Below are 17,472 nucleotides of genomic sequence, written 5' to 3'. Positions count from 1 at the left end.
GAACATTCCTACTCAGCGGCGCCCTTGATGTCCGCAGCGGGCAAAGCATAGGACGCCTCCAGCGCGGCGAATTCTTCCGGCAGCATGTCGCACATCACCTGCACGTGCGGAATGATGTTGGCGCCGACGATGAAGCCGAAATCGAGCTGGTCGCGATAGCTCTGCACGGTGATGTTGAGCGCCTGTCCGTGTGTCGAGATCGACACCGGGAAGATGTGCAACAGCTCCGCGCCCGCGGCGTACAGCGTCTGCCGCGGCCCCGGCACGTTGGACACCGTGATGTTCGCAGCCGGCGGCAGCACATTCGACAAATCGGAGCGGCTGTAGAGCAGCGCCATGATCTGCACGACGATCGGCGCGCCCAGCATCGAGATATTGGAGATCTGCGGCATCAGTGCCCGCAGCGGATGCGACATCTCCTTGGACTTGGTCGATTGCGCGATAATGGCTTCCAGGCGCGCCTTGGGATCGTCGATGTTGGTCGCGATCGAGCAGATCATGCCGAACACCTGGTTGTTGGCTTCGGTGTTGCCTTCCTCACGCAGCGAGATCGGCACGGCAGCGGTCAGGGACTTCGCCGGCAGCGTTCCGTGTTGCTGGAGGTAGCGCCGGACCACGCCGGAGGCGAGCGCCAGCACGACGTCGTTGAGCTTGCCGCCGGCCTGCTTGGCTAGCGCCTTGGATCGCGACAGCGAAATCGAGACGCCGGCGAAGCTGCGCTCGGACGAGATCGATTTGTTGAGCATGGTCGGCGGCGACACCATGCTGGCAAGGCTCTCGCGCGATTTTGGATCGGATATCTTGCCGAGCACGTCCGAGACGCTCTTGACCATGGTCGGGATGTTGCCGGCAAAGCGCACCGCGCTCTCGATCTGGTACATCGCATTGTCGAACAGGATCGAGCCGATGTCGCTCTTGCCGGTGCGCGGCAGTTGCAGGTTCTTCGCGGCCGCCGATGCATCGAGCGGCTGGGTGAAGAGCTGCTGGTAGGAATCGACCAGGTTCGCTGCGATGTCGCGCGGCTCCTGCCCGGGCTTCGCTCCCGCGGTCGGCGGATCGACCTTCCTCGGGATCGGCGAGATATCGTAGATCATGTTGGTCAGCGCCGCACCGGCGCCGCCGTCGATGGCGGCATGATGCATCTTCGAATAAAGCCCGACCTCATTGTCCTTCATGCCCTCGAACACGTAGAACTCCCAGAGCGGGCGGGCGCGGTTCAGGAGCTTGGCGTGCATCCAGCCCACGATGCGTTCGAGCGTGGCGCGGTCGCGCGGCTGCGGCAGGCTGGCGCGGAAGATGTGACGGTCGATGTCGAACTGGTCGTCCTCCACCCAGGAGGGATGATCGATGTCGAGCGGCGCCTTCTCCAGCCGCGCTTTGAGGATCGGTGCGATGTGCAGGCGCGAGACGATCATTGCCTTGAAATCTTCGAAGAAGTCGCCCTTGTAGTCGTCCGGCAGGCGAAAGATCGCCATGCTCCCGACATGCATCGGCATCTCCGGCGTTTCCAGATAGAGAAACGACGCGTCCAGCGACGACAGCTTCTTACCGTCAGCCATAGTTCCCTCCCGAGTATTTGACGGGCACCTTAGGCGGCGCTTCTCGTCAGGCCGATACTGCCTGTTCCGGCGGGGCATATGCAATGGCAAACGGCCCTGCCCTGTCAAATGGCCAGAACTCCCCCTCCGGTTGCGCAAGGCGGTCCGCCACGGCCCATAGCGCTGCGGGATTCACCCCAAGCCCGATATGGCTCGCCAGGTGCACCTCGATGTTCTCGGCGCGGTCGGAGGGACGCAGCAGGCAGGTTCGCCAGTTCACGATGCCGTCGGCGCGCGAATAGATCGACGTCGTCGGCACCGGAAGATCGCCGGCGATCGCCTCACGCAGCTCGGCGAAATCCTCGACACGCTCGCCGGACATCATCTCGTAGAGCCGCGTCGCATTGGTCGCTCTTATGTCATTGGCAAAAGGGCTGCCGAGCGTGATGACATCGCGGACCAAGTCGGGCGCCTGCAGCGCGAGATCGCGTGCATAGACACCGCCGAGGCTCCAGCCGACCAGGCTGACCTTGCGTCCGCTCGCAGCATGGATTTCGGCGAGACGGGCGCGCAATGAATCCCGCATCCGTCCCAACCCGCCGAAATTGCGGCCCATCCGCCAGGCATGTGCCTCATAGCCGAGCTCGCTGAGATAGCGCCGCATCGGCGCCATCGAGAGGTCGCTGGCGAGGAAGCCAGGCAGCGCCAGCACCGGATGGCCATCGCCTTTGGGCGCCCGCATCAGGACCGGCGACAGCAGCAGGCTGGCGTTGAGTTCGAGCAACCCTCGGGCTTCGGCGAGCAGCAAAGCAAGGCCGGGCGGACGAAGCCGGCCTGGGGTCTGCGGCCCGTCCGGACCGGGCGGCATTATTTCTTCTTGTCGCCGCTGCGCGTGCCGCCGAGGCCGGCCATGGTGACGAACATGTCCTGAAACCGCTCGGCAAGCTTGGGATCGAAGGTGAACCAGCTCTGGATCAGCGACTCCGGCGAGACCTTGTCGATGTTGCTCAAGACCTGCTGCTGCAGCTTGTCCATCACCGCCGTCTGCATCGGTGCCAGATCGGGCAATCCGATGAACTGACGGGCTTCGAGGGGGGTGCAGTCGATTTCGATATTAACCTTCATGTCCCCTCCAGATGAGATTCGAGCGCCCGGCCACAGTATCGCCGCGAGACGGTGTGCAACGCAAGCGACCTGAGGCCGGTCGCGGCGCTCCGGCTTCCGCGATCGGCGGATATGGTCAATCAAAAACGCTGGCGCCCTCGCCCATCGGCTTGTCAATGCCGGTCAGCATTGCTGCACAGCAGTGCAACTTGGCGCGTTCCTTGCTGGAATGGCGCTTGCACGGGTCGAGAACTCTGGGCAACATGGTTCGATCAGCTCCGCCGAACAATCAAAAATGACGGTGCGGGCGAGTGGAGAGGTCAAGAATGTCAGTCGGACGAAGTCTGTTTGCGGCGACGCTCGCCAGTATGCTTGCGTTGGCGGTCTCGCCGGCGTCGAGCCAGACGCTGCGCTATGCCAACCAGGGTGAGCTCAAGTCGCTCGACCCGTACACGCTGAACGAGTCGACCACCAGTGCGCATCTCGGTCATGTCTATGAGGGCCTGGTTGCCCGCGGCAAGGACCTGAAGATCGTCCCGGCACTCGCCGAAAGCTGGGAGACGCCGGAGCCGACACGCTGGCGCTTTCACCTGCGCAAGGACGTCAAATTCCACAACGGCGACCCGTTCACTGCGGACGACGTGGTGTTCTCGGCCGAACGCGTGCGGGCGAAAGGTTCGAATTTCCAGAGCCGCGTTCCCGCCGATGCCAAGGTGGTCAAGATCGACGATTACACCGTCGATTTCATCCTGACCTCGCCCAATCCCATTCTGACGGCGCTGTGGGCGACCTGGTACATCATGGACAAGAAATGGGCAGAGGCGAACGATGCGGTGGCACCGACGCCCGCCGCCGCGACGACCCCGAGCTACGCCTCGCTCCATGAGAACGGCACCGGCGCCTTCACGATCGACAGCCATCAGCCGGGCGTGAAGACCGTCTTCAAGGCCAATCCGAACTGGTGGCGCAAGCCGGAACATAATCTGAAGGAGATCATCTTCACGCCGATCGCCAACCCCGCCACGCGTGTTGCGGCGCTGTTGTCCGGCGAGGTCGACGTGATCGAGCCGGTTCCGGTCCAGGACATCGAGCGCGTGAAAGCGAGTCCGAACGCCACCGTGCTGACGGGACCTGAACTCCGCACCATCTTTGTCGGCATGGATCAGGCGCGTGACGAGCTCTTGTACTCCAACGTCAAGGGCAAGAACCCATTCAAGGACGTTCGCGTCCGCGAAGCCGTCTACCGGGCAATCGACATCGACCTGATCAAGAATCGCGTCATGCGCGGACTGTCTACGCCGTCCGCATTGATGGTCGCACCAGAGATCTTTGCCTCGAAGGATTTCACCCGGCCGAAGCTCGATCCCGACGCCGCCAAGAAGCTCCTGGCTGACGCCGGCTATCCCGAGGGTTTCGAAGTCACGATGGACTGCCCCAACGATCGCTACGTCAATGACGCCGCGATATGTCAGGCGGTCGTCGGCATGCTCGCCCGCATCGGCCTCAAAGTGGAGCTGCTGGCGCAACCCAAGGCCCTGTATTTCGCCAAGGTGCTGAAGCCCGGCGGCTACAAGACTTCGCTGTTCATGCTGGGCTGGACCCCGGATACCCTCGACTCCCATAACGTGCTGCACGACATCATGGGCTGCCGGGACGATCCCAAGGATCCGAACCGCGGCGAAGCCAATCTCGCCGGCTATTGCAACAAGCAGTTCGATGAACTCGCCGACAAGGTTCTCGTGGAACCCGATACGGGCAAGCGCGATCTCCTGATCAAGCAGGCCTTCGAGGTCTCGATGAAGGACTGGGCCTACGTCCCGCTGCACCAGCAGGCGCTCGCCTGGGGCGTCTCGAAGAAGGTGAAGTTGACCCAGCGTGCGGACAACATGGTCATGCTCTATTGGGCGACCAAGCAGGACGAGTAGGCGTCGACAAGTTGTGAAGTCCCGGAAGCCATCGTTTTCAAGATCTGGCTTCCGGGACTTGCTGTTTCGGGCTAACGCAATGATGCGTGCCACTGAAGATATGTGAAAGGAACAGATGCTCGCTTTCACACTGCGCCGGGCCATTCAGGCCATTGGTGTCATGATCGCCGTCGGGATCATCTCCTTCTCGATGTTTCGTTTCGCCGGCGATCCCGTGAACCAGATGGTTGGGATGGACACGTCCGGCGCCGAACGCGCCGCTATCCGCAAATCGCTCGGCCTCGATGATCCCGTGATCGTGCAGTTCGGCCGCTATATCGGCAACGCTGCGCAGTTCAAGTTCGGCGTCTCCTACCAGTTCCGCCTGCCTGTCTCCAATCTTCTGATGGAGCGGATGCCCGCGACCCTGGAGCTCGCGATCTGCGCCACCATCTTCGCGATGCTCTGTGGCATCCTGATGGGCGTCTATTCGGCGCTTCGCCGCGACAGCTGGCTCACACACGCGTTCCAGGCTATCTCGCTGATCGGCATCTCGCTGCCGACCTTCCTGATCGGCATTCTCATGATCTACCTGTTCTCGGTGACGCTGGGTTGGCTGCCCTCGTTCGGGCGCGGCGACGTCGTGCATATCGGCTGGTGGACGACGGGTCTGCTGACGCTGTCAGGACTGAAGGCGCTGATCATGCCCTCGATCACGCTGGGTTTGTTCCAGATGACGCTGATCATGCGGCTGGTCCGCACCGAGATGCTCGAAGTCATGCGCACCGACTACATCCGCTTCGCCCGTGCCCGCGGCCTCACCACCCGCGCCATCCATTACGGTCATGCGCTGCGCAACACGATGATCCCGGTCATCACGGTGGCCGGCCTGCAATTTGGCTCGGTAATTGCATTTGCGATCATCACCGAGACCGTGTTCCAGTGGCCCGGCATGGGGTTGCTGTTCGTGCAGGCCGTGCAGAATGTCGATATCCCGATCATGGCCGCCTATCTGATGATGGTGTCCCTGATCTTTGTCACCATCAATCTCGTGGTTGATATCCTCTACACCATCGTCGATCCGCGGCTGCGCTCGACGATCAGCCGGGCACATTGAATGAGCGAAGCCGTCGTCCCGCACAAGGTCGAAGAACGCGGCCCGCGCGCCGACGCGCCGGGTTGGTTTAAACGCGCGCTCGACAGCGACCTGTTCTATTCATTTCGCCGCTCCAAAATCACCATGGTCGCAGCGGCGGTGACGCTGCTGTTCTTCCTGCTCGCGATCCTCGCCTCGGTGCTATCGGTCCAGAATCCCTTCGACCCGGCGCAGCTCCAGCTGATGAACTCGCGCATCTCGCCATTATGGACCTCAGACGGCCAGAGCCCGTTCCTGCTCGGCACCGACGAACAAGGCCGGGACGTATTGTCCGCGATTCTTTACGGCATGCGCATCTCGCTTCTCGTCGGCGTGCTCGGCGTCGTCTTCTCCGGCGCGATCGGCATCCTGCTCGGGCTGACGGCCGGTTATTTCGGCGGTGCCGTCGACGGGCTGATCATGCGCATTGCCGACGTGCAGCTTTCATTCCCGGCGATCCTGATCGCGCTGCTGATCAACGGCATCGCCAAATCTGTTTTCGGCAACAAGCTCGACGAGATGAGCATGCTGGCTGTCCTGGTCTTCGCGATCGGGTTGAGCTTCTGGGTGCAATATGCCCGCACCGTGCGCGGCTCCGTCATGGTCGAGAAGAACAAGGACTATGTCGCCGCCGCCCAGCTCATTGGCCTGCCCGCCCCGGTGATCATGTTGCGCCACGTGCTGCCGAACACGATGGGGCCGATTCTCGTCATCGCCACCATCAATCTCGCGCTCGCTATCATCACCGAAGCGACGCTGTCGTTCCTCGGCTCGGGGATGCCCGAGACCATGCCATCGCTGGGCACGCTGATCCGCATCGGCAACAACTATCTGTTCGCGGGCGAATGGTGGATCGTCGCCTTCCCTGGAATCGCACTCGCGGCGCTGATCCTGTCGATCAATCTGCTCGGCGACTGGCTGCGCGATGCGCTTAACCCGAAACTCCGATGAGTATGCAGCGTTCATGACCGAGCCCGTTCTCTCCGTTCGTAATCTTCAGGTCGAGTTCGCCTCCCGCCGGGGCACGCTGCGCGCGATCGATAATGTCTCCTTCGACATCGCCAAAGGCGAGGTGCTCGGCGTTGTCGGCGAATCCGGCGCCGGTAAATCGGTCACCGGACTCGCGGTCATTGGCCTGATCGATTCGCCGGGCCGCATCTCGGGCGGCGAGATCCGCCTCTCCGGCCTGCGCATCGACAATCTGCCGCCGGAAGAGATGCGCCGCGTGCGTGGAAAACGTATCGGCATGATCTTCCAGGACCCCCTCACCTCGCTCAATCCGCTGTACAAGATCGGCGACCAGCTCATCGAGACGATCAGAACGCATCTGAACCTGTCCGAGACCGCCGCCCGTCGCCGCGCCATCGACCTGCTCGCCGAAGTCGGGATCCCGGCTCCGGAAAAGCGCATCGACGGTTATCCGCATGAATTCTCCGGCGGCATGCGCCAGCGCGTGGTGATTGCGCTCGCGATCTGCGCCGAACCGGAGCTGATCATCGCCGACGAGCCGACCACCGCGCTCGACGTTTCCGTGCAGGCGCAAATCATCTCGCTGATCAAGCGTCTCGGCCGCGACCACGGCACTGCGGTGATGCTGGTGACCCACGACATGGGTGTGATCGCCGAGACCTCCGACCGGGTCGCGGTGATGTATGCCGGCCGCGTTGCCGAGATCGGTCCGGTGCAGGATGTCGTGCAGAACGCGCTGCATCCTTACGCCAAGGGCTTGATGGGCGCGATCCCGACGCTCGCGGGCGACGACAAGCGCCTGGTGCAAATTCCCGGCTCGATGCCGCGATTGTCGGCGATTCCGCGCGGGTGCTCGTTCAATCCGCGCTGCGCGTTGGCGTTCGATCGCTGCCGTGTCGAGCGGCCGGAGCCGCTGCCACGGGGCGCGCAATCGGTCGCCTGCCATCTCTATGACAGCGTGCCGGCGGAGAGTGCGGCATGAGCACTCCCTTCGTCCAGGCCACGAATCTGCGCCGCGTCTTCGACGTCTCGAAACCCTGGCTCAACCGCATGCTTGAAGGCGGGCAGCTCGAATATCTCAAGGCCGTCGATGGCGTCACCTTCGACATCAGGAAGGGCGAGACCTTTGCACTGGTCGGCGAATCCGGCTCGGGCAAGACCACGGTGGCGCGGATGGTCGTCGGCTTGCTGCCGCCAAGCTCCGGCAACGTCTTGATCGACGGCATCTCGATGACCGATCCGCGGCAGGCCCAGGCGCGGCGGAAACTGCGCCGCCGCATCCAGATGATCTTTCAGGATCCCTATGCGAGCCTGAACCCACGCTTCCGGGTTGACGCCATCATCTCCGAGCCGATCCGCGCGTTCGACCTGATCGAGGGCGAGCGCGACATCCAGGCCCGGGTCGGCGAGTTGCTCAGCCTTGTCGGCCTGCATCCCGACGACAGGTTGAAATTTCCGCACGAATTCTCGGGCGGCCAGCGCCAGCGAATCGCGATCGCTCGCGCGCTCGCCTCCGACGCGGAGTTCATTGTCTGCGACGAGCCAACCTCCGCGCTTGACGTCTCCGTGCAAGCGCAGATCCTGAACCTGATGCGCGACCTCCAGGATAAGTTCGGCCTGACCTACATGTTCATCAGCCACAACCTCGCCGTCGTTCGCCACATGGCGAGCCGCGTCGGCGTGATGTATCTCGGCCGCATCGTCGAGATCGCGGAAGGACGTGAGCTGTTTGCTCGTCCTCGCATGCCCTACACCAAGATGCTGCTCGGCGCCGTGCCCGATCTCGCCATGAGCGGCCGCCAGCGCATTCCCGTGAAGGGCGAGATCCCGAACCCGATCAATCCGCCGCCCGGGTGCGCCTTCAATCCGCGCTGCCCGCTGGCGTTCGATCTCTGCCGCAAGAAAGCACCTGAATTGGTCGACGGCGTCGCCTGCCATGCGGTCAACACCGCGCCGGTGCCGGCGTGACGCGCGCGTGCCATGCAGCCTGCGCATTTGGCGGCGGCCTGGCCCTGTGATCAATTGCGCGCGCCGCAAATGAGGTAGTCCATGGCCAGCATCGTCAATCCCGATCCCTTCACGACACGCCCCGAGATCGAAGGCACCTTCGGGGTCGTCGCGACCACGCACTGGATCGCGACCGCTATCGGCATGGCCATCCTGGAAAAGGGCGGCAATGCCTTTGACGCCGGCGTCGCCACCGCTTTCACGCTCCAGGTGGTCGAGCCGCATCTGAACGGCCCCGGCGGCGACGTTCCGATCATCGTGCACGACGTGAAGCGCGGCCGCACCGAGGTGATCTGCGGTCAGGGTCCGGCACCGGCTCGCGCCACCATCGCGCATTACAAGAGCGAAGGCCTCGACATGGTGCCCGGCACCGGCCTGCTCGCAGCCTGCGTCCCCGGCACCTTCGAATCCTGGATGATGCTGCTGCGTGACTACGGCACGATGCGCGTGCGCGACGTGCTGGAGCCCGCGATCTCCTATGCGCGCGACGGTTATCCGCTGGTCGAGCGCGCCTGCGCCACGATCCAGACTGTCGAGCAATTATTCCGCAAGCATTGGCCGACGTCAGCCGCCGTCTATCTCCCGAACGGCGAAGTGCCAAAGCCCGGCACGCTCTTCACCAACAAGACACTTGCGGCGACCTATGCGCGAATCCTGAGCGAAGCCGAAAGTGGCGGCGGCGGCCGCGATGCCGAGATCGAGCGCGCACGCAAGGCGTGGTCGCAGGGTTTCGTCGCGGAAGCCATCGACAAGTTCTGCCGGACGCAGGACGTGATGGACGTCAGCGGCTCGCCGCATCGCGGTGTGCTGTCGGCCGATGACATGGCGCGCTGGCAGCCGACCGTCGAGGCCCCGCTCACTTACGACTATGGCCGCTACACTGTCTGCAAGGCCGGGGTCTGGAGCCAAGGACCGGTGACGCTGCAGCAGCTCGCGCTGCTGAAGGGCTTTGCGCTCGATGGGCTGGACCCGACCGGGCCGGAATTCATCCATCTCCAGATCGAATGCGCCAAGCTCGCCTTCGCCGACCGCGAGAAATTCTACGGCGATCCCGAGTTCAGCGAGATTCCGATCGGAACGCTGCTGTCGGATGCCTATAACAACGAGCGCCGCAAGCTCGTCACCGACAAGGCCTCGCTCGATCTCCGGCCCGGTGCGATCGAGGGCTTTGGCGGCGTGGTCAAGCTGCGCCGCGCCGAGGGCCAGCGCGAGGCTGTCGGCGCGCTCGGCGCCGGTGAACCGACGGTGGGCCGCTTCGGCGAGGTGCGCGGCGACACCGTGCATTTCGACATCATCGACAAGGCAGGCAACATGGTGTCGTCGACGCCATCCGGCGGCTGGCTGCAATCATCGCCGATCATTCCCGAGCTCGGCTTCTGCCTCGGCAGCCGCGCGCAGATGTTCGATCTGGAGGAGAACCAACCGAGCTCGCTCGCGCCCGGCAAGCGGCCGCGCACCACGCTGTCCCCCACCATGGCATTGCGCGACGGCGAGCCTTATCTCGCCTGGGGCTCGCCCGGCGGCGACCAGCAGGATCAGTGGATCACGCAGTTCTTCCTGCGGCACGTCCATTGCAACCTCAATCTCCAGGAAGCGATCGACGCCCCGGCCTGGCACTCCGAGCATTTCCCGATCTCGTTCTGGCCCCGCACCGCGCGCCCCGGCGTGCTCGTGGTCGAGAACCGCGTGCCGAAGGCGACGATCGAAAATCTTCGCGAACGCGGACATATCGTCGAGGTCGGACCGGACTGGTCGGAAGGCCGTCTCACCGCGGCCTCGCGCGTCGGTCCGCGCCGCCGCGCCGCCGCCAATCCACGCGGCATGCAGGGCTACGCCGCAGGGCGCTAAAGGCAGCACATGACCTGGTCGATCATCGCGCGCGGTTCTGCTACCGGCCAGTTTGGCATCGCCGTAGCCACGCGCTTCTTCGCCGTCGGCGCGCGAGTGCCCTACATCGCTGCGGGCCTTGGCGCCATCGCGACGCAGGCCTTCGTCAATCCTTATTACGGGATCGACGGCGTCAAGCTGCTGCGTCAGGGTCTCAACGCGCACGATGCGCTGGCCGCCCTGCTCGCGACCGACGATGGCCGCGAGAGCCGCCAGATCCACATCATGGACGCCAGTGGCGCGATTGCCGCGCATACCGGGCGCAACTGCGTCGATTGGTGCGGGCACATCGCGGGCAGCGGCTTCTCGATCGCCGGCAACATGCTCGCGGGCGCCGATGTGCTCGACGAGACCGCAAAGACCTATATCGCCAATGACAGCCTGCCGTTTCCGCGCCGCCTGCTCGCCGCGATGCGCGCGGGCGAAGCCGCCGGCGGCGACAAGCGCGGCAAGCAGTCCGCCGCGCTCCTGATCCACGGCGAGGAGGAATGGCCGGCATTGGACCTGCGCGCCGACGATCATCCCGATCCGCTCGGTGAGCTCGATCGGCTCGAACGGGTCAGCCACGAGCTCTGGGTCCACTTCCGCGCCTCCATGCCGACGCGGCAGAACCCGGCCGGCAACACCGATCGCAGCGTCATCGACGCCAGCATTGCCGCAGCGCGCGCAAAACGATCATGAACCCGAGCCCCCTCATCGAGATCAAGGATCTGCGCATTCGTTTCCACGGCGACGACGGCCGCGTTACCCATGCGGTCGACGGCGTCGATCTCAGCGTCGCCAATGGCGCGACGCTCGGCCTCGTCGGCGAATCCGGCTGCGGCAAGAGCGTGACATCGCTGGCGATCATGGGCCTGCTGCCGAAGCAGAGCGCGGAAATCTCCGGCGCGATCCGCTTCGACGGTTTCGACCTGCTTAAGACGTCGGATCAGACGCTGCGCGACCTTCGCGGCAACCGGCTCGCGATGATCTTTCAGGAGCCGATGACCTCGCTCAATCCGAGCTTCACGATCGGCGACCAGATCGTCGAGACGATTTTGCGCCACCGCGGCGGTTCGCGGAAGAGTGCGCGCGAGCGGGCGATCGATCTGCTGCGTCGCGTCCACATCCCCTCGCCCGAGCGGCGGATCGACGAATATCCGCACAAGCTCTCCGGCGGCATGCGCCAGCGCGTCATGATCGCGATGGCGCTGGCCTGCGACCCGCGGCTGCTGATCGCGGACGAGCCGACCACCGCCCTCGATGTCACCCTGCAGGCGCAGATCCTGGAGCTGATGCGCGAGTTGAAGGCGGCGAGCGGCGCCGCCATCATCCTGATCACCCATGATCTCGGCGTGGTCGCCGAAGTCTGCGACGAGGTCGCGGTAATGTATGCCGGTGAGATCGTCGAGCGCGCGGCGGTGGACGAGCTGTTCTCGGCGCCGCAACATCCCTACACCGTCGGCCTGCTCGGCTCGATCCCGCGGCTCGACCACCGCGCCGAACAGCTTGCCACGATCGAAGGCATGGTTCCGAACATGGCGCAGCCGCCCGCCGGCTGTCGCTTCGCCGCGCGCTGCCCCTTCGTGCTGGATGCCTGCACCAAGGCGCCACCGCCGCTGGTCGAGGTCAGTCCCGGCCACCTCTCGCGCTGCATCCGCGCGCCGCTCGAACGTCTGGTGTCGTGATGGCGCTGCTCGAGGTCGATGGCCTGGTCAAGCATTTCGTCGCCGAGCGTTCGCTGTTCGGCCGGGCGCTGGCGCATGTCAAAGCCGTCGATGGCGTTTCCTTCTCGCTCGATGCCGGCAGGACGCTGGCGCTGGTCGGCGAATCCGGCTGCGGCAAATCCACCGTCAGCCGCCTGGTGCTGCGGCTGATCGAGCCGGATGCAGGCACGATCCGGTTCGAAGGCCGCGATCTGCTCTCGCTCGACGCCCGCGCGCTGCGCGCCTTTCGCCGCGAGGCGCAGATCATCTTCCAGGATCCCTACGCCTCGCTCAATCCGCGCATGACCGTCGGCCAGATCCTGACCGAGCCGCTGGCGCTGCACAACCTGGTGCCGCCCGCCCGACGGCGCGAACGCGTCGAGGAGATCTTGCGGCTGGTCGGACTGGAGCCGCGGCTGGCGCGGCGTTACCCGCACGAGTTTTCCGGCGGCCAGCGCCAGCGCATCGCCATCGCCCGCGCGCTCGCGGTCGAGCCGAAACTGATCATCTGCGATGAGCCGGTCTCGGCGCTCGACGTCTCGATCCGCTCGCAGATCCTCAATCTGCTGCGCGAGCTCCAGGACCGGCTCGGGCTGGCCTACATTTTCGTCTCGCACGACCTCGCGGTGGTCAAGCACATCGCCGACCACGTAGCGGTGATGAATCTCGGCCAGATCGTCGAGACGGCGGCGGCGGACGCGCTGTTCGCCGCACCCCGCCATCCCTATAGCCGGGCCCTGCTGTCCGCGATCCCGGTGCCTAAACCGCGGGCAAAGCGCAGCCGGATTGTGCTGCAGGGAGAGATCCCCAGCGCGCTCAATCCGCCGCCGGGATGCCGCTTCCACACCCGCTGCCCCTACGTGGTCGACCGTTGCCGCAGCGAAATGCCTCAGCTCGTGCCGGATGGCATCGGACATGCAACAGCATGCCACCGAACGTCGGAACTGCCGTCGTCCGAGGCGATCGTCCCAACGGACGGCGGCTTCTCCCCGGTTCTCGAAAAATTGGTCGCCGCCTTCAGCGGCGGCCCGGAAGCAGTCCGCGGCAGCGGGGTTAGTTCATTGGGGACGAACCCGGCATAGCCGCAAAACAGAGGTTGAGAGCGATGAGTCCTATGCGTTTGGCACTCCTGGCGTCGGCATTGCTGACGTCGCTCGTGAGCGCGGCCCAAACCCAGGCCCAAGCCCAGACCACGCTTCGCATCGGCATCGCCGAGGATCCTGACATCCTCGATCCCAGCATCGGCCGCACCTATGTCGGCCGCATCGTGTTCTCCGCCTTCTGCGACAAGCTGTTCGACATCGACGAGAAGCTCAACATCGTGCCGCAGCTCGCGCTGTCGCATGAGACCTCGGCCGACGGCAAGGAGATGACGATCAAGCTCCGGCCCAACGTGAAATTCCACGACGGCGAGCCGCTCGACGCGGAAGCAGCAAAGTTCTCGATCGAGCGTCACATGACGTTGCCGACCTCGTTCCGGAAGTCCGAGCTCGCCAGCGTCGACCATGTCGAGGTCGTCGATCCCCTGACCATCAAGCTGGTGCTCAAGACGCCTTACTCCCCGTTGATCGCCCAGCTGACCGACCGCTCCGGCATGATGGTGTCGCCGAAGGCCGCCAAGGAAGCCGGCGACAAGTTCGGCCTGCATCCGGTCTGCGCCGGTCCCTACAAGTTCGTCGAGCGCGTGCAGCAGGACCGCATGGTGTTCGAGAGATTCGCCGACTACTGGAACAAGGACAACATCCATATCGACCGGGTGGTATTCCTGCCAATCGTCGATGCCACGGTGCGCCTTGCCAACCTGAAGTCCGGCGGGCTCGATCTAATCGAGCGCGTGCTCGCCACCGACATCAAGGACGTCCGCGCCGATTCGCGGCTCGTGCTGTCGACGGCACCGGAGCTCGGCTATCTCGGCCTCACGGTCAATATCGGCAACGACAAGAGCAAGGGGCCGCTGAGCCAATCGGCGAAAGTCCGGCAGGCGCTCGATCTGTCGATCGATCGCGAGGCTCTCAACCAGGTCGTGTTCAACGGCGAATTCACCCCGGGCAATCAATGGGTCAGCCCTACCCATCCCTACTACCAGAAGGCATTTCCGGTTCGTGGCCGCGACATCGCGAAGGCCAAGGCGCTTCTGAAGGAAGCCGGAATCACTTCGCCGGTGACCGTCGATTACATGATTCCCAAAGGCGCGGAGAACGAAGCGGTTGCCCAGGTGATCCAGTCGATGGCCGCGGAAGCGGGCTTCGACATCAAGATCCGCGCGGTCGAATTCGCGACCACCTTCAAGCAGGCCCAGGCCGGCGAGTTCCAGATCTTTCAGATCAACTGGAGCGGCCGCATCGACCCAGACGGCAACTCCTACATCTTCATGCGCAGCAAGGCACCGCAGAACGATGGCGTCTATTCGAATCCGGAGGCCGATAAGCTGCTGGAAGAAGGAAGGGCGACGTCCAACGTCGAGGAGCGCAAGGCGATCTACGCCAAGCTGAACAAGATCCTGCTCGACGACCTGCCGATCATCTACATCTATCACCGCACGCTCCTGATCGCGCATACGACCAAGCTCCAGGGCTATAAGCAGATGCCAGATGGCCTCGTGCGCGTGGTCGGGCTTAAGTTTAAGTGACGGCGACATCGTCCGGAACAGGCGTACGACTATGCTGAACTTCCTCGCCCGCCGCATTGTGCAGATCTTGCCGACACTGTTCTTCGTGTCGGTACTGATCTTCTCGCTCCAGCAATTGTTGCCGGGTGATCCGGCGCTGGTGATGGCAGGCGAGGAGCGCGATCCCGCCGTGATCGAGCAGATTCGCCAGCAATACCGGCTCGATCAGCCGATTCCCGTGCAGTACGTCTACTGGCTCAAGGGAGTCCTGATCGGCAATTTCGGAGAGTCGCTACGCAACAAGATGCCGGTGCGCGAGCTGATCGCGCAGAAGCTGCCGGTGACGCTCCAGCTCGGCTCGATGGCGATGTTGATCGCTCTCCTGATCGGAATTCCCGCCGGCATTGTCTCCGCCGTGAAGAAAGGCACCGTCTGGGACTATTGCGCCAATTTGTTCGCGCTGTGGGGCATCTCGACGCCGAATTTCTGGCTCGGCATCATGCTCATCTTCCTGTTCTCCATCGAACTCGGCTGGCTGCCGGCGTCTGGCTACGTGCCGCTGACCGAGAACTGGCGTGCGAGCCTCGCCGCCACCATCATGCCGGCCTTCGTGCTCGGCAACGCTATTTCCGCAGTCCTGATGCGGCACACCCGGAGCGCCATGCTCCAGGTGCTGGAAAGCGACTACGTCCGCACCGCGCGCGCCAAGGGATTGTCCGAGCGCTCGGTCATCCTCAAGCACGCCATGCGCAACGCACTCACGCCGATCATCACGCTCGGCGCGCTCGAGCTCGGCACGCTGTTGTCGGGGGCGGTTCTGACCGAGCAGATCTTCTCCATTCCCGGCTTCGGCAAACTGATCGTGGATGCCGTGTTCAACCGCGACTACGCCGTCGTACAGGGCGTCGTGCTGGTGACGGCGACGGTCTACATCGCGCTGAACCTGGTTGCCGATGTCGCCTACATCCTCGTCAATCCGCGGCTGCGGGGCTAGACTCATGACCGATGCCGCCCTGCCCGCCGCTCCCATCGCGCAGGCCAACGAGCTGGACAGCCCGGCGCGTCGCGCCCGGCGGCGCTTGTTTAAACGCAAGGCCGCAGTGTTCGGACTTGTGATGATCACGTTGTTCGTTGGGATCGCGCTGCTCGCGCCGTTCGTCGTGCCCTACGATCCCATCGCGACGAGCTGGAGCCTGGTCCGCAAGCCGCCCACTGCGGCGCACTGGTTCGGCACCGACGAGCTCGGTCGCGACATCCTGAGCCGCGTCGTCTACGGCGCCCGCGCGTCGCTGCTCGCGGGCCTCATCTCGGTCGCGATCGCGCTGGGCGTCGGCATCCCGCTCGGCCTGCTTGCCGGCTATCGCGGCGGCTTCGTCGATGCGCTGATCAGCCGGATGACCGACGCGATGCTGGCCTGCCCGTTCCTGATCCTGGCGATCGCGCTCGCCGCATTCCTCGGCCCGAGCCTCGGTAACGCCATGATCGCGATCGGCATCTCGGCAACCCCGATCTTCATCCGCCTGACCCGTGGCCAGGTGTTGAACGTCAAGGCCGAGGATTATGTCGAGGCGGCGCGCGCGCTCGGCAATCCGCCGTGGCGGATCGCGTTCTCGCACATCCTGCCGAACATCCTGCCGGCGCTGCTGGTGCAGGCGACGCTGTCGATTGCGGCCGCCATCATCGCCGAAGCCGCGCTGTCCTTCCTGGGTCTCGGCCAGCAGCCGCCGGCGCCATCCTGGGGCAGCATGCTCAACGCAGCGCAGCGCTTCCTGACCCAGGCGCCCTGGATGGCGATCTGGCCGGGGCTAGCGATCTTCCTCGTGGTGCTGTCGCTGAACCTGCTCGGCGACGGCCTGCGCGACGCGCTCGATCCGCGCCAGCGCTAGATCACTGTCTCGCGCATCACACGGCGGCAATCCATCTCGTATTCGAGATCGACCACCGGCGGCCGGGCATAGTGCCAAGTCAGGCCGGACCGCAACGCCCCGCGGCGGACGAGTTCGTCGACCAGCGCGTGGTGGAAATCGTGTACGGAATAGGCCTGCACGCCGGTCGTGTCCTTCCAGCCGAAGCCGAAGGCCGTCATCCTGTTCTCCATCTGGGACGTCGTCGTGAAGCGCACCTTCTCGCGAAGGCCCTCCGGGCTGAGGTCGCGGTAGCGCACGGTGCGCTCGACATAGGTCCCACCGCCCTCGCGCGCCTCGGCGCCGCCGGCAATCACAAAGCTCGGCGTCTTCGAGCTAGTCGGCCGCGTGAAGGAGAACGCATAGAACGACGGCTCGGCCGGCGGATCGATCTCGGGACAGACATTGCTGCGCGCCACCGGATTGGTGCTGCCGTCGAAGATGCCCCATTCGGACAGCGTCTTTACATAGTGCAGGTTGAACGCGCGAAAGCCTTCCTCGCTGAAGGCCGCGGGCGAGCGCAGTTCGCAGGCGCAGAACGCCGTCAGCGACCGCCCCGCCCCCCGAATATACTTCGCGGCAAGCGCAAACCCTTCCGCAAGCGGCACCAGCCGGTCGAAGCGGACGCGCTCGATCTCATAGCCATCGTCCGCGGCCGCACCGGCCGAATATTGGAATACTGACGGAATGAAACGGTAATTGCCGGCGGAGAATTCACTAATCATGTCGGA

At 64.3% G+C, this 17,472-nt stretch carries 16 protein-coding genes; 12 read left to right on the top strand and 4 right to left on the bottom strand.

Going from position 1 to position 17,472, the window contains the following annotated elements; all coding sequences use genetic code 11:
• Positions 1–8 precede the first annotated feature (8 nt).
• Genes IVA75_RS36090 through IVA75_RS36080 form a run of 3 tightly spaced genes read right to left on the bottom strand, consistent with a single transcriptional unit; the run spans position 9 to position 2,663 of the window.
• The gene (locus IVA75_RS36090) at positions 9–1,559 is read right to left on the bottom strand and encodes a wax ester/triacylglycerol synthase family O-acyltransferase (protein WP_027568899.1); all 1,551 of its coding nucleotides are present in this window, start codon (positions 1,557–1,559) and stop codon (positions 9–11) included.
• A 46-nt stretch (positions 1,560–1,605) separates the two neighbouring features.
• Positions 1,606–2,406, bottom strand: a complete 801-nt coding sequence (locus tag IVA75_RS36085) for an alpha/beta hydrolase (RefSeq protein ID WP_247288558.1) — start codon at positions 2,404–2,406, stop codon at positions 1,606–1,608.
• The gene (locus tag IVA75_RS36080; RefSeq protein ID WP_007593837.1) at positions 2,406–2,663 is read right to left on the bottom strand and encodes a DUF6489 family protein; all 258 of its coding nucleotides are present in this window, start codon (positions 2,661–2,663) and stop codon (positions 2,406–2,408) included. Before IVA75_RS36080 ends, IVA75_RS36085 begins: the two co-directional genes overlap by 1 nt.
• A 305-nt stretch (positions 2,664–2,968) precedes the next feature.
• On the opposite strand from IVA75_RS36080, the gene IVA75_RS36075 reads away from it, so the two are divergent.
• The 12 genes from IVA75_RS36075 (at position 2,969) to IVA75_RS36020 (ending at position 16,723) form a co-directional block, all read left to right on the top strand.
• Positions 2,969–4,567, top strand: a complete 1,599-nt coding sequence (locus IVA75_RS36075; RefSeq protein ID WP_247288557.1) for an ABC transporter substrate-binding protein — start codon at positions 2,969–2,971, stop codon at positions 4,565–4,567.
• Between the two features lie 115 nt (positions 4,568–4,682).
• Positions 4,683–5,663, top strand: coding sequence for an ABC transporter permease (locus IVA75_RS36070; RefSeq protein ID WP_027568896.1), 981 nt, complete (start codon positions 4,683–4,685; stop codon positions 5,661–5,663).
• Positions 5,664–6,632 carry an ABC transporter permease gene (locus tag IVA75_RS36065; protein ID WP_106942637.1) on the top strand — a complete coding sequence of 323 codons (969 nt, stop codon included), beginning with the start codon at positions 5,664–5,666 and terminating at the stop codon, positions 6,630–6,632.
• A 13-nt stretch (positions 6,633–6,645) separates the two neighbouring features.
• Positions 6,646–7,632, top strand: a complete 987-nt coding sequence (locus IVA75_RS36060) for an ABC transporter ATP-binding protein (protein WP_027568894.1) — start codon at positions 6,646–6,648, stop codon at positions 7,630–7,632.
• Positions 7,629–8,618 (top strand): oligopeptide/dipeptide ABC transporter ATP-binding protein, encoded by a 990-nt coding sequence (locus IVA75_RS36055; RefSeq protein WP_027568893.1) that lies wholly within the window; start codon positions 7,629–7,631, stop codon positions 8,616–8,618. Before IVA75_RS36060 ends, IVA75_RS36055 begins: the two co-directional genes overlap by 4 nt.
• 81 nt (positions 8,619–8,699) lie before the next feature.
• Positions 8,700–10,505 carry a gamma-glutamyltransferase family protein gene (locus tag IVA75_RS36050; protein WP_247288555.1) on the top strand — a complete coding sequence of 602 codons (1,806 nt, stop codon included), beginning with the start codon at positions 8,700–8,702 and terminating at the stop codon, positions 10,503–10,505.
• A gap of 9 nt (positions 10,506–10,514) precedes the next feature.
• Positions 10,515–11,225, top strand: coding sequence for a DUF1028 domain-containing protein (locus IVA75_RS36045; protein WP_247288553.1), 711 nt, complete (start codon positions 10,515–10,517; stop codon positions 11,223–11,225).
• Positions 11,222–12,211, top strand: coding sequence for an ABC transporter ATP-binding protein (locus IVA75_RS36040; RefSeq protein WP_247288551.1), 990 nt, complete (start codon positions 11,222–11,224; stop codon positions 12,209–12,211). The genes IVA75_RS36045 and IVA75_RS36040 overlap by 4 nt, the downstream gene beginning before the upstream one ends.
• Positions 12,211–13,311: a dipeptide ABC transporter ATP-binding protein gene (locus tag IVA75_RS36035; RefSeq protein ID WP_247288548.1), complete on the top strand. Its 1,101-nt coding sequence runs from the start codon at positions 12,211–12,213 to the stop codon at positions 13,309–13,311. The genes IVA75_RS36040 and IVA75_RS36035 overlap by 1 nt, the downstream gene beginning before the upstream one ends.
• 23 nt (positions 13,312–13,334) lie before the next feature.
• Positions 13,335–14,858: an ABC transporter substrate-binding protein gene (locus IVA75_RS36030; protein ID WP_247288546.1), complete on the top strand. Its 1,524-nt coding sequence runs from the start codon at positions 13,335–13,337 to the stop codon at positions 14,856–14,858.
• Between the two features lie 31 nt (positions 14,859–14,889).
• Positions 14,890–15,831 (top strand): ABC transporter permease, encoded by a 942-nt coding sequence (locus IVA75_RS36025; RefSeq protein ID WP_027568887.1) that lies wholly within the window; start codon positions 14,890–14,892, stop codon positions 15,829–15,831.
• Between the two features lie 4 nt (positions 15,832–15,835).
• Positions 15,836–16,723, top strand: a complete 888-nt coding sequence (locus IVA75_RS36020; RefSeq protein ID WP_247288545.1) for an ABC transporter permease — start codon at positions 15,836–15,838, stop codon at positions 16,721–16,723.
• Here the strand turns inward: IVA75_RS36020 and IVA75_RS36015 are convergent.
• Positions 16,720–17,466: a hypothetical protein gene (locus tag IVA75_RS36015; protein WP_027568885.1), complete on the bottom strand. Its 747-nt coding sequence runs from the start codon at positions 17,464–17,466 to the stop codon at positions 16,720–16,722. The two genes, IVA75_RS36020 and IVA75_RS36015, sit on opposite strands and share 4 nt — an antisense overlap.
• Positions 17,467–17,472: the final 6 nt, after the last annotated feature.

The organism is Bradyrhizobium sp. 134 (assembly GCF_023074155.1).
Taxonomy (GTDB): domain Bacteria; phylum Pseudomonadota; class Alphaproteobacteria; order Rhizobiales; family Xanthobacteraceae; genus Bradyrhizobium.
This window is presented reverse-complemented; position numbering and strand designations above follow the sequence as displayed.